At 35.4% G+C, this 13300-nt stretch carries 9 protein-coding genes and 1 pseudogene; 3 read left to right on the forward strand and 7 right to left on the reverse strand.

What is annotated here, in order from left to right:
* Window positions 1-21 precede the first annotated feature (21 nt).
* Window positions 22-1122 carry a GerAB/ArcD/ProY family transporter gene (locus M3225_RS00520; protein WP_251390285.1) on the forward strand — a complete coding sequence of 367 codons (1101 nt, stop codon included), beginning with the start codon at window positions 22-24 and terminating at the stop codon, window positions 1120-1122.
* Window positions 1123-1334: 212 nt separating this feature from the next.
* A complete protein-coding gene (locus tag M3225_RS00525; protein ID WP_251390287.1) occupies window positions 1335-2435 on the forward strand; it encodes a GerAB/ArcD/ProY family transporter in 1101 nt (366 codons plus the stop codon).
* Window positions 2436-3445: 1010 nt separating this feature from the next.
* Here the strand turns inward: M3225_RS00525 and M3225_RS00530 are convergent.
* The 5 genes from M3225_RS00530 to M3225_RS00550 all read right to left on the reverse strand — a co-directional run bounded on the left by M3225_RS00530 (window position 3446) and on the right by M3225_RS00550 (window position 10597).
* Window positions 3446-4924: a GerAB/ArcD/ProY family transporter gene (locus M3225_RS00530; protein WP_251390289.1), complete on the reverse strand. Its 1479-nt coding sequence runs from the start codon at window positions 4922-4924 to the stop codon at window positions 3446-3448.
* A 383-nt stretch (window positions 4925-5307) separates the two neighbouring features.
* Window positions 5308-6408 carry a GerAB/ArcD/ProY family transporter gene (locus tag M3225_RS00535; protein WP_251390291.1) on the reverse strand — a complete coding sequence of 367 codons (1101 nt, stop codon included), beginning with the start codon at window positions 6406-6408 and terminating at the stop codon, window positions 5308-5310.
* A gap of 216 nt (window positions 6409-6624) precedes the next feature.
* On the reverse strand, window positions 6625-7734 hold the full coding sequence (locus M3225_RS00540; protein ID WP_251390293.1) for a GerAB/ArcD/ProY family transporter: 1110 nt from the start codon (window positions 7732-7734) through the stop codon (window positions 6625-6627).
* A gap of 21 nt (window positions 7735-7755) precedes the next feature.
* Window positions 7756-8985, reverse strand: coding sequence for a Ger(x)C family spore germination protein (locus M3225_RS00545; protein ID WP_251390295.1), 1230 nt, complete (start codon window positions 8983-8985; stop codon window positions 7756-7758).
* The gene (locus tag M3225_RS00550; RefSeq protein WP_251390297.1) at window positions 8975-10597 is read right to left on the reverse strand and encodes a spore germination protein; all 1623 of its coding nucleotides are present in this window, start codon (window positions 10595-10597) and stop codon (window positions 8975-8977) included. Before M3225_RS00550 ends, M3225_RS00545 begins: the two co-directional genes overlap by 11 nt.
* A 132-nt stretch (window positions 10598-10729) precedes the next feature.
* Here M3225_RS00550 and M3225_RS00555 point away from each other — a divergent pair, with 132 nt between their 5' ends.
* Window positions 10730-10954: a hypothetical protein gene (locus M3225_RS00555; protein ID WP_088568229.1), complete on the forward strand. Its 225-nt coding sequence runs from the start codon at window positions 10730-10732 to the stop codon at window positions 10952-10954.
* 89 nt (window positions 10955-11043) lie between these two features.
* On the opposite strand, the gene M3225_RS00560 is transcribed toward M3225_RS00555, so the two are convergent.
* Both M3225_RS00560 and M3225_RS00565 read right to left on the reverse strand, forming a co-directional pair.
* On the reverse strand, window positions 11044-11820 hold the full coding sequence (locus M3225_RS00560) for a hypothetical protein (RefSeq protein WP_251390299.1): 777 nt from the start codon (window positions 11818-11820) through the stop codon (window positions 11044-11046).
* 535 nt (window positions 11821-12355) lie between these two features.
* Window positions 12356-12550: pseudogene (locus tag M3225_RS00565) on the reverse strand (MerR family transcriptional regulator); the annotation flags it as partial.
* Between the last annotated feature and the right edge of the window lie 750 nt (window positions 12551-13300).

Raw genomic sequence — 13300 nt, forward strand, 5'->3', positions numbered from 1 at the left:
AGAAAAGGAGGTGCCAGTTAAATGGAGAAAGCGAAAATTAGTGCCAGTCAGCTCTTTATTTTAATGGTCCTGTTTGAACTGGGGAGTGCTTTACTGGTACCTCTTGCCATTAGAGCAAAACAAGAGGCGTGGCTAGCAATTCTGCTTGGCATGTTAGGCAGTTTTGTTTTATTTTTAGTCTATCATAAGCTGTATACGTATTATCCCAATCTCTTGCCTACAGAATACATGCAAAAAATTCTAGGCAAAGTGATGGGAACCGTACTAGCCTTTGTTTACATTCTTTACTTTATGTATGATGCCTCAAGAGTTCTACGTGATTTTGGTGAAATGCTGTTAACCTTTGCCTATCCTGACACCCCTTTATTTATCGCGAATGCATTATTAATGCTTGTTATTATTTATACGGTCCGAAAAGGAATTGAGGTCATAGCCCGATCAGGAGAACTGCTTTTTATTTTTATGTATATCCTTGCGGTCGCTGGATTTATTTTGATTGTGAGTTCAGGTTTAATCGATGTTACAAACTTGAAACCTGCACTGGAAGAAGGCCTGTTACCACCATTAAAAGTGGCATTGTCTGAAACGTTATATTTCCCGTTTACTGAAGCGATTGTATTTACAATGATATTGCCGTATTTAAATAACTCTAAGAAAGCAAAAGTGACCATGTTATGTGCAACGGGATTAAGTGGAATCAATTTGGCTATTACGATGCTCATCAATGTTAGTGTACTTGGCGTTAACTTGACTGCGCGTTCACAATTTCCTCTTCTTAGTACAGTCGAGAGCATCCAAGTAGCTGATTTTTTAGAACGTCTTGATGTGTTTTTTATGCTTGCTATGGTGATTGGTATTTTCTTTAAAGTAAGCGTGTTATTTTATGCAGCCGTCATAGGGACGGCTAACTTATTTAAGATTAAATCACCTTCCCGGATGTCGTATCCTTTAGGCATCATCATTCTATTTATGTCTATCACGATTGCGAGTAATTTTCAAGAACACCTCCATGAAGGACTCTATGCAGCAAAATTTGTTCTGCATATTCCTCTATTTACAATTATTCCCTCTCTCCTTCTTCTTGTAGCTTTCTTAAAAAACAGGAAGAAGTATGGCGGATAACCCATTAGACTAGCTAATATTCATATAGGATATTATGGTTATTATTAAAATTCCCAATGGAACTCTTCCCTACGAAGACAATACTTCTATCCTATAACTAACTTTATAGCGAATTTGGTAGCTTTACATAACGTTCAAACGATTGGAAGTAATGAAAGGTCAAGAAAGCAAAAGGTCAATTTAAATAAAATTGGAAAGGAGGTTCAAATTGAATGGAGAAGGCAAAAATTAGTGCCAGTCAATTATTTATTCTAATGGTTCTGTTTGAACTAGGTAGTTCTTTATTGGTACCTATTGCAATGGATGTAAAACAAGACGCCTGGCTTGCGATTCTGCTTGGGATGGTAGGAAGTTTTGTTCTATTTTTAGTCTATCATAAGCTGCATTCATATTATCCAGATCTCCTGCCTACAGAGTACATGCAAAAAATCATGGGTAAATGGATGGGAACGATACTTGCCTTTGTCTACATCCTTTATTTTATGTATGATGCAGCAAGGGTTCTCCGTGATTTTGGCGCGATGTTGTTAACCTCCGCCTACCCTGAGACTCCTTTATTCATTGCACATACTTTATTAATGCTTGTCATTATTTATACGATTCGAAAAGGAATCGAGGTTGTAGCTCGCTCAGGAGAGATCCTTTTTATATTTATGTATATTTTTGCCATCATGGGGTTTGTTCTCATCGTATGTTCAGGTTTAATCGAGTTTACAAACTTACAGCCAGTACTTGAAGAGGGTGTTTTACCCGTCCTGAAAGTTGCATTTACTCAAACTATCTATTTCCCGTTTGCAGAAGCGATGGTATTTACGATGATTTTACCGTATTTAAAAGACCAAAAAAAGGCAAAAATGGCCATGTTATGTGCAACAGGATTAAGTGGAATCAACTTAACTATTACAATGCTTATTAACATTAGTGTACTAGGGGTTGATTTGACTGCACGTTCACAATTCCCTCTTCTTAGTACCGTACAAAGCATCCAGGTAGCTGACTTTTTGGAACGTCTTGATGTATTTTTTATGCTTGCTTTAGTTATCGGTGGTTTCATTAAGATTAGCGTGTTGTTATATGCAGCTGTCATAGGGACGGCTAACTTATTTAAGATTAAATCACCTTCACGCCTTTCATACCCTTTGGGCTTCGTTATTCTATTTATGGCTAGCACGATTGCGAGCAATTTTCAAGAACATCTCCATGAAGGACTAAAGGTAGAAATGTTTATTCTGCATATGCCTATCCTCGCGATTATTCCTCCTCTGCTTCTTCTTGTTGCTTTCTTGAAAAACAGAAAGAAACAGAGAGGATAACAAGTTCATTTGTATCATTTTTCCGAAGATGAAGTGATTCATATAATCTGTTGAGTTCTTATAAGCTAGTGCTTATCAAGGTGAATTTAAACTATTTGAGGTGGTTTTATGTATACGTGGTTTTATGATCATTTTATTAACACTATCCTTTTTCCTCTTACTTGTATAGTGATGGTAGCCATCACTTTAAGTGCATATGCATACTTTAAATTGAGGAAAACAAAGAATCAATAGTCTCTTTTCTGATTTAATCAAAGGAATTATTACAGAAAATGAATTTAATGATTTATCTGATGAGCTTTATAAAAAGCAAACAAGATTAAGATATACAATTGAGCTAGAAAAGGAGTTATATCAGAGAGGAAGCTCTTAATAAAAAAAAGCAACCTCATTCACCAGCATTGGAGTGAGGTTGCTTTTTTTGGTTGAGCAGTTAGTCTGCTAATAGATAATCATTTATGAATTTTACCAAAATATTTTGTGGATGTGAACTGGAAATTATCACTGCAGATACTATATCTTCCCGAATTCGCATATGGATAAAACGTGCGCTTTTTACGCATCTATTTGTCACTCAGTTCGAGAAGAAAGATTGATAAATCAAGAATGTATAAAAAGCTGCATAAACGATAAATTCGAAAAGCGAACGATCCCTTGTATATCAAGGACTCGTTTTTTTGATTGGGTTCCATTAAGAGACATTAGGTGAACTAAAGTTATATATCATATACAGCTTAAAAAACAGAAAAAACTCCACAGGCGGTTGGGAGTTTTTTCTGCTCTTGGAGAAGAGATTCGTGTTGGATTATTGGATACCTTATGGAATCTTGTGTAGTTTGCTCCAGATATAGGGTATTATTCATTTTTTGAAAGTGATTATTTTTGGTTTCAAGACACTGTGGGGATATGGGAAAGCAGCAAGTAAAACAACGATCCAAGATACAGACATTCTTTTTTGATATCCATATCTCGAATATTCATTTAATCAAGTAGTTGCTTTTTAATTCGACTTATTTCTCTATTTGTTCTGTATGCCACCATAAGGAATCTTTTGGATTTTCAACAGCCTCTTTATACTCAGCTTTAGAAGCAACTGTTGGGTAAGAACCTTTTAAAGATTTACCTGCAGTATCCTTAAATAGCGTTAACACAACGATTAAACCAATTAAACTAACTGCTAATAAATAGAATCCAGGCGCCAAATTATTTCCTGTCACGTGAACTAACCAAGAAGCAACTAAAGGCGTTGTACCACCAAAAATAGAGACGGATATGTTGAATGTCCATGATAATGTACGGTATCTAATGTCAGTATGAAACAACGTAGGTAAAGATCCTGGCATAGTACCTTCGTATACAGATAAAACAATGCCTAACATTAAGAGCCCTATAAATAAGAAAGGCATACTTCCCATATTAAGAAACTGGAAAGAAATAATTGAAAGTACAATTCCTAATACTAATCCAATTGATATAACTTTTTTATTTCCTAACTTATCCCCTAGCTTACCAAAAGTGATAGCGAAAGGTACCATAATAATCAATACAATTGCTGTAATGGGGGTACTTATAGTATCACTTATACCGATATTTTCATCTAAATAAGAAGGCATATAACCTATTACGACAGCGTAGAAAAATACACTTGTCCTAATAAATCCCCCAATAACTGCTGTAAGCATGAAAAACACGTCAAGACGCTCTAAAAAATCAGCTACCTGAATACTTTCTACTGTACTTAGAAGAGGAAACTGTGAACGTGCAGTAAGACTTACTCCCAATACACTGACATTTATAATCATGGTAGTCATTAAATTGATACCCGTTAATCCAATGGCGCTTATTCCAATTCCTTTACTCACATTTTTCACATACGGTAAGATCATCAAAAATACAATTGTTTCGCCAAATGGAAAATATACATTTTGAGTTAGGGAAACTTTCAGAGGCAGCCAAAGGCCGTTTTCTAATACAGGTTTTAAATTTTTAAAGTCAAGTAAACCAGAACATACAATAAGCAGGAATCCAGAAATGGCAAAGAGGTAGAGCAAAATAAACAGAAGTTGACTGGATCTTGCCAATACCTCGATTCCTTTGCTCACGGTATAGATAACAACAAACATCAGTAAGGCATTTACAATAAATAAAGGAGTGTCTGGATAAGCAAATGTCAATAACATGTCTCCAAAATCCCGAATGACTCTGGAAGCAAGATTCGCAAAGTAGAAAATGTAAAGAAACGAAACGAGACGACCAATCCATTTCCCCATAATTTTTTGTGTGAGTTCTACAAGTAATAAATCAGGGTAGTAACGATGGAGTTGATAGTAGACTAAAAATAGAAGAAAACCACCTACCATTCCAAATATAATGGAAAGCCAAACATCTTGTTTCGCTTCTATAACAATAGGAAGGAGGAAAGCAGTTCCAAATTCAAACAGCATCATTAAGGTAAATAGTTGACTGCCACTAATTTTTGCTTTTTCCACTAGATAATGACCTTCTGTTGATAGCTACGAGCTTTTTTTAATCATTAATATAGGTGATGACTATATCTTGTATAAATAATCGAGTTTTAAAGGAGAAAAATCCATATTTGAAATCAATAAGCCCTAGAAACTATTAATTATTAATTATTTATTATTTATTATTTATTTTTTTAAATTTAAAATACGCATATGCGCTTAACATGATAGCTACCATCACTATACAAGTAAGAGGAAATAGAATTGTGTTGATAAAATGATCATAAAACCAAGTATACAGAAAAATCACCTCACATAATTTAAATCCATTGTGATAAGTACTAGTAGCTTATAATGATTCAAGGCTGGAAGATTTATATCATCCAAAGAGTCAGTAAACAAACCTGTCATGCTTTCTGCTTCCTTCTATTTTTAAAGAAAGCTACAAGAAGAAGAAAAGGAGGAACAATTGCAAGAAGAGGGATATGTATAACAAACATTGCCACTTTCAGTCCTTCATGGTTATGCTCTTGAAGATTACTCGCAATGGTAATAGATAAAAAGAGAATGATTAGCCCCAAAGGATATGATAACCGTGAAGGTGATTTAACTTTGAATAGAGTAGCCGTACCTACGACAGCTGCGTAAAATAATAAGCAGATTTTAAAGAAGATGGTGATAATTAAAGCAAGCATAAAAAATACATCAAGCCGTTCTAAAAAATTAGCTACTTGGATGCTCTCAATTGTGCTAAGAAGTGGGTATTGTGAACGTGCAGTTAAATCAACACCCAGTACACAGACATTAATAAGCATGGTAATAACTAAATTGATTCCACTTAATCCCGTTGCACATAGCATGGTCACCTTTGCCTTCTTAGGATTATTTAAATACGGCAAAACCATCGTAAATACAATGACTTCTGTAAATGGGAAATACAAAGTTTGTGTAAATACCACTTTTAGGACAGGGAATAAGCCTTCTTCCAAAATAGGTTGTAAATTTTTAATCTCAATTAAACCAGAAGAAACAATTAAGATAAAGCCAGCAACCGCAAGGACATACATAAAAATAAAAAGCAATTCTCCTGATCGAGCTATGACCTCAATTCCTTTTCTAATGGTATAAATAATGACAAGCATTAATAATGCATTCGCGATGAATAAAGGTGTGTCAGGATAGGCAAAAGTTAACAGCATCTCACCAAAATCACGTAGAACCCTTGAGGCATCGTACATAAAGTAAAGAATGTAAACAAAAGCCAGTACGGTGCCCATCACTTTACCTAAGATTTTTTGCATATATTCTGTAGGCAAAAGGTCAGGGTAATATGTATAAAGCCTATGATAGACTAATAATAGAACGAAACTGAATACCATTCCAAGCAGAATCGCAAGCCAAGCGTCTTGTTTTGCATCGATCGCAAGAGGTACCAGTAAAGCACTACCCAGTTCGAATAGGACCATTAAGATAAAGAGCTGACTAGAACTAATCTTAGCTTTTTCCATTCAATTGAGACCTCCTTTTTGGTTTTATTAAAGCGACCTTCTGCTTTTTTGAATCGTTCTTTAACCTTTTCATCACGTACGATTTTCTGAACGTTATGTAGTAGATATGAGATTTTCTTTAAAGGTAACTCTAATGTAGAGAGAATTTTTCTGCAGGTAATTACCTTATTAGGAAATGTTGCTATAAAAACAATATTCTATATGAAAACTAGCTAGTCAAACATGTTTGCTCCCATGGTCCTTCCTTTTTTGTAAGAAAGCTATAAAAAGAAGGATAGGAGGAATTATTATGAATAGAGGAATATGTAGAATAAACTTGGCTATATATAATCCTTCATGGAGGTGTTCTTGGAAATTACTCGCGATTGTGATAGATAGAAATAGAATAACAATACCTAAAGGATACGCTAACTTTGAAGGTGATTTAATTTTGAATAAGTTAGCTGCTCCTATAGTGGCTGCATAAAATAATATGGTAACCTTAAAAAAAATGCCAATCACCATAGCAAGCATAAAAAATACATCAAGCCGTTCTAAAAAATCTGCTACTTGGATGCTCGCGACTGTACTAAGAAGTGGAAATTGGGAACGAGCAGTTAGATTAACACCAATTACACTGATATTAATGAGCATCGTAATAACTAAATTGATTCCACTTAATCCCGTTGCACCTAGCATGGTCACCTTTGCTTTCTTCGAGTTATTTAGATACGGCAAAATCATTGTGAATACGATAGCTTCGGTAAATGGAAAATATAAGGTTTCAGACGCTGCAACCTTTACCGTTGGTAATATTCCTTCTTCCAAAACAGGTTGTAAATTCTTGAAATCAATTAAACCAGAAGAAATAATTAAGATAAAGCCAGCAACCGCAAGAACATACATAAAAATAAAAAGCAATTCTCCTGATCGAGCTATGACCTCAATTCCTTTTCTAATGGTATAAATAATGACAAGCATTAATAATGCATTCGCGATGAATAAAGGCGTGTCAGGATAGGCAAAAGTTAACAGCATTTCACCAAAATCACGTAGAACTCTTGAGGCATCATACATAAAATAAAGAATGTAAACAAAAGCCAGTACGGTGCCCATCACTTTACCTAAGATTTTTTGCATATATTCTGTGGGTAAGAGGTTGGGATAATACGTATAAAGTTTATGATAAACTAAAAATAAAACAAAGCTTCCTAACATGCCCAGCAGAATCGCAAGCCATGCATCCTGTTTAGCTCTGATGGCAAGAGGTACCAGTAAGGCACTACCGAGCTCAAACAGGACCATTAGAATAAAGAGCTGACTGGCACTAATTTTTGCTTTCTCCATTTAACTGGCACCCTCTTTTCCTTACTTTTGATTCTCTTTTACCCCTGAAAGAAACGATTTATTTCGTAAGCCAGCTCGACGTACATAGGCTTCCACTGTAATATCTACATCTAACTTTGGAAAGTACACATCATTCCATTCCCTTTTTAATTTCTTAAATTGATTTGGTCTCGTACGGTGAACTACTTCGCCAAATCCCAAAATATCCGTTTTGTTTTTTTGCGCACGTTCAATAGCTGTCTTGAGCTCTTTTTTAATTTCTTTCCTTACGGATTGTTCGATTTTTGTAATGACCTTTGGATTGGTGATATCAACAGGTACCTCCATGTCACCGATATCTCCTTCAACACGTGTATGAACAGAAATATGAGGTTTCCCATTCTTCACTTGGGCAGATACACTTGTTTTTTGTCGTACAGTTTGATAAGCAATAGCTTCTTTCTTTCCTGCCCAATCAATATTAATATCCGTTCCTTGGATTTTGTCGAGAATCCATACCGTTCCTCTTGCTGGTTCTTTATACAGCCAATCCACTAATTTTCCTTGCTTTAAAACAGCAATTCCCGAAGCTCGAAGCGTCGCTTCAGGTGCACTTTCTTGAAGGTTATCCAGCTTTTGTGCTTGCTGGGGATTCCCATCTAGACGAAATCCTGATACGACAGTTCCTCTTCCAGGAGATTCAAGGCTCTTCATCACCTCTTGAAGCGATGTTTTTACATTCTCTCCCCATTTTCTTTCCGTAAATTCTAAGGTTTTTAGCACTTTATTCGCTGGAATCTTATCAACTGGCGTTAACGTTTTCACAAGATCAGCTGCGGACGAATGGTTGGCAATCACGAGGGTGGAAGTATTTCGAAATTCTGGATCTCGATCAAACGCATCCACTAATGTATTAATTCCTTCTTCTTTGGCCAGTTTTTCACCAACCACGACCAAGTTTGTATGAGCATAATATAATCGTCGAGAAATTCTGCCCGAAGCCCGTCTACTTGCTTCGACTATATTGTCTCCTGAAGCCGAATAGATGGTAATAGGAGGGCTCTGGGTACCACCACCTCCTCCTTGCATACCTCCTGCCACATTCCCTGGATTAATAATTTGGAGCGTTATGTGATATCTTCCATCTTTTGTTTTATCGACGCCCAGAGCTGCCACGATGGCAAGGTCAGTTAACTCCTTTTTACTCCAACAACTTGTGAGCAAGATGGTTATCGTCACCATCAACAAAAGAAAAAATCCCTTACGCTTCATTGTTGTCACCTTCTTCAAGGTCCCGATTTACCATACCACGAGATGCAGGAGGATGTGGGTATCGATTTGCTCCTTCTCGAACCGTATTAGCAGTAATTAATCGTGGTCTTTGTCTCAGCGTCCACCACGGTAATCTTACGATAGTATCTCCATTATTTACGGGGATGAAGGGAGCAAATGGAGCCATATAGGGTACTCCAAATGAACGTAAGCCGCATAGATGGACAACCATCATTAAAAGACACAAAATGATGCCGTAGAAACCAAATGTTGCTGCACCAATCATAAACAAAAAACGAATTAAGCGAGCTGAGATCGCCATATCAAAAGAAGGTGTGGCAAAACTAGCAATGGCTGTGATCGATACAATGATAACCATTGCTGGTGAAACAATACTTGCTTGAACGGCTGCTTGACCAATTACAAGGGCCCCGACAATGGATACGGCTGAACCAATGGCTTTGGGTAAGCGTATCCCTGCTTCTCGTAAGATTTCAAAAGTTAATTCCATGAGTAGAGCTTCCACAAATGCTGGAAAAGGAACAGCTTCCCTTTGTGCCGCAATGGCTACAATCAGCGTTGTGGGCACCATTTCCTGGTGGAAGGTTGTAACGGCGACATAGGTAGCAGGCGCAATAAGCGAAATCATAAACATAAAAATACGTAAAAGACGAATCGAGGTTGCAATGTCGAACCGGGCATAATAATCTTCAGCCGATTGGAAGAATTGCATGAACACAGCTGGCGCAATAAGTACAAAAGGGGTTCCATCCACAAATATAGCAATCCGCCCTTCTAACAGGTTTCCAGCTACAACATCAGGTCTTTCTGTATTGTAGATGGTTGGAAAAGGGGTGAATGTTTGATCCTCTATTAGTTGTTCAATATAACCTGATTCCAAAATGCTATCGATATCAATTCTATGTAATCGCTGACGAACTTCTTTAACGACTTTGTCATTGGCAATGCCATGTATGTACATAAGCGTCACATCTGTCTTTGTTACACGCCCAACTTTTAAAGACTCCATCCATAAATCGGGGGTCTTAATGATGCGGCGTACCATAGCTGTATTGGTCCCAAGAGACTCGGTAAATGCTCCTTTTGGCCCTCGCACCACCATTTGGGTAGTAGATTCCGCAATGGAACGCTTTTCTCCACCTTTGGTGCTAGCACTCAGTGCCTGATCTATTCCATCCACTAAAATAAGAGTATCTCCTGCCATTAAAGATGCAAATAAATCATCCAAGTTAGTGATGGAAGATATGTTTCCAATTGTCATTATATCTTTAGAAAGCAGGTCTATCGCATTGTGCTGATTTATTTCTTCTTTATGATCATCCTTCATCATAGATTGCAGTAGATACTCTTGAATCGACTGATTGTCTACAATTCCTTCTACATAGACAATCGCCGTTTTAATGTCGGAATCCCCCCCCATTTTTATCTCACGAATAACGACATCTGAACTATTTCCGGTTTTCTGCTTAATCATGTTAAGGTTGCCCGATAATGAAACTTGTATCAGTTCTATTGGATGATCCTTAGTTTGACTCTCGTCATCCTGTGGTCGTTTCTTTTTTTGTTTGCGATCTTTAAAAAACGAAGGCATAGATTTAAGCACCCTTCTTTAAGTTTTTATTAATTTAACCATATAAGAGTTTTTTATGTAAAAATTAACAATAAATATTTATGTATCATCATAGAAGAAAGGGAAGAACCTATTAAATGGAGCGTGATAGATATGAAAATTATAGGTATTAGCCTTTTAATGATGGGATGCTTAATGGGCTTTTCTTTAGGCATCGATATTTTTCAAGGATTTGATGTTTCTCAGGCGTTGTACAACGCCGTGAGTCCCTTTAGGGTAATGGAAGTCGCTGAATTATTTGTGCTCTTTTTTCTTCTTTTTCTTTTTTTTGCTGAATCTTTATATCTTTTTATGAAGAAGAAAAATCAAAGCAAGTAACCATATACTCATCAATCATTATTTTTAAAAATAGGAAATGGACATAATGGTAATTTAGTTCAGGTTATTCGTTTCAATCGGTTGTTTTATTAATCAAGATCCACGTAAAATAATTCATTGTCTATATTTGTTAATTGGTTTTTTATCCATTCCTTCACGTTGTTCATTCTGGAATCAAACGCCATTTGAAAGAGACCAGTTAACTGAAAATCGGTGAAATCATTTCCTTTTAATTGAAGAAAAGCCTCCTCATAAGAAGAGAAATGAAGCTGTTTGAATAAAAAATTGTCCATAGCTTCTTGAATATATTCTTCATTTTTCCAACAATTCATAGGAACATGAGCAAATTGCCAAGGCCTAAAGACACCAGGATAAATGGCTTCAACTATTTGAAAAGGAGAGTAGCCTAAAAGGGTAAAGGGGCCGCCTAGACCATGTTGTTTAAAAAAATGGAAATTAACCTTAAAGGGTATTTCTTCCATATGAAGTTTCGATTTTTCCTCTATTACATATTTTACTGCTTCAATAGCTCGCCTTTTCCCTTCTTCTCCGTTCCAATATTTATCAGGAGTTTGTTGGAATTGCCAAGGTTTAAATTTTCCTGGGTAGGCATTATCAATGACTTCATAATAATTCCATCCGTATAGCATAGCAGGGGGTCTGAGACGATGAGACCATAATGTATTTGCGCCTACTTGAAAAGGGATTTCATTGATGGGTATCGATAAGTGTTGCTCAAGTAAATAGCATGTCATATAGCGCATATATTTTTTCCCTTCCTTACCTACAAAGAAATAATTAGGAAATCGTTTTCTTCTCTTGTCTAGAACATCTTTATAAACTTCAATGACTTGTTCTCTATTCACTATCGAAAGCCCCTTTTAAGAAATTATATTTTTTATTATTATGTATAATAATGGAATTCATATACAAGTAGGGCTAAATCTCTATAAGATATATATTAAAAAGACAAGGAAAGCTACTGATTCTTTATCAGTAGCTTTCCTTGATATATGTTGTCAACTCGCAACAATGAGGATTTCCAAATGGACGCTTCATAGCGTCTTGAGTAGTTTCCCCCACTTATCGAGTGTTATTCTTAATGAAGGAAATATTACTTCTAACTACAAGATTTTCGCCTTTATATAGAAAATAACGTTAAGGTTTGATTAAAAATATGATAGTGACTTCTAGAGAACTTATTTATGAAAGTAAAGGGGCTACAAATTTTTCCAGGTATTCTTCTTCGAATTTATAGTAAGCAGCTAGACCTCAGCAGTTTGCTTTTGCACTATAAAAATTTAATTAACATGTGTCTATAAAACTATATTAACTCTAAGCTAAAGATCAGCATAACATTAATAAATAGTTCTCGCTTTTAGCTTTCCTTCTTTAAGAAAAATCTTTACGTATTTCTCGTGTTCGAACACCGTCTTCAATTTTTTCTGCAATGTTCATTAATCTTTCAACGTCGAAAAAGGAATACATTCAGGTACCTGAAGAGTTTCGTTTTTGGAAAATAAGCTCACGGGTTTCATAATAACGAACTTGTCTTTCTGATAAACCTGTCATTTCAGTAACGATTTTTATAGTCATAACTTTCTCATCTAAATATGAATGATTATTAGTCAAGAATATCCTCTCCTACTTCCAATCTTTATTAGTATATATGTTATTAACCTTTGGGCTGTATATAGAAATGAAGTTTATTAAATATCATACGATACAAAAACTCTTTAGTAAAAGGAGTTTTTAGTTCCTGTAAGTGACAGTATGGTAACGGACTTTGGAAAGCGAGTTTTTAAAAACCAATAATAACAAGAAAACAAAAGCTTCTAGATTGCTGAAATTTGCATCCAATGATTCATTATATGTAAAACCAAAGTTAATTCCCTCAGAGAGCGTTTCTCTGAATATCCGAAACATATATTTGATGTCTTTCTTAATAAAAATAGTGGATTTTTATTTAATGAACAAATTATGCTTCTAAGAGCACTACTTAACCAAGCTTGTTACTTCTTTTATTCCAGCTATTTAATATCGTGTAGAATTTAGTGTGATTACTAATGAAATATGTTGATACGGTGTAACCTATATAATTTTATTAAATTTCAGTCCGATAAATAAAAAAGACTTGCTTTAGATGAAAAGCAAGTTAAAAGAAGGATAATCACTTTGGTAGTTCCATTATAATCCAATAACTATAACGAAGTATTAAAAAATGGTTAAAAACGGATTAAAAGTAAATTAATTTATAAAAAGTATTAATTAACCTTTTATTTTCGTTGCGTCAAATTAATTTCAATAATTCAAAGAAAATCCTTTACTTTATTCCTTTAATGTTTT

It is taken from the genome of Priestia aryabhattai (genome assembly GCF_023715685.1).
Lineage (GTDB): Bacteria > Bacillota > Bacilli > Bacillales > Bacillaceae_H > Priestia > Priestia aryabhattai_B.

What these genes read in the sequence shown, in the direction of transcription:
- M3225_RS00520 (WP_251390285.1), top strand. Translation starts at nt 22, where the DNA reads ATGGAGAAAGCGAAAATTAGTGCCAGTCAGCTCTTTATTTTAATGGTC.
- M3225_RS00525 (WP_251390287.1), top strand. Translation starts at nt 1,335, where the DNA reads ATGGAGAAGGCAAAAATTAGTGCCAGTCAATTATTTATTCTAATGGTT.
- M3225_RS00535 (WP_251390291.1), bottom strand. Translation starts at nt 6,408, where the DNA reads ATGGAAAAAGCTAAGATTAGTTCTAGTCAGCTCTTTATCTTAATGGTC.
- M3225_RS00540 (WP_251390293.1), bottom strand. Translation starts at nt 7,734, where the DNA reads ATGGAGAAAGCAAAAATTAGTGCCAGTCAGCTCTTTATTCTAATGGTC.
- M3225_RS00545 (WP_251390295.1), bottom strand. Translation starts at nt 8,985, where the DNA reads ATGAAGCGTAAGGGATTTTTTCTTTTGTTGATGGTGACGATAACCATC.
- M3225_RS00550 (WP_251390297.1), bottom strand. Translation starts at nt 10,597, where the DNA reads ATGCCTTCGTTTTTTAAAGATCGCAAACAAAAAAAGAAACGACCACAG.
- M3225_RS00555 (WP_088568229.1), top strand. Translation starts at nt 10,730, where the DNA reads ATGAAAATTATAGGTATTAGCCTTTTAATGATGGGATGCTTAATGGGC.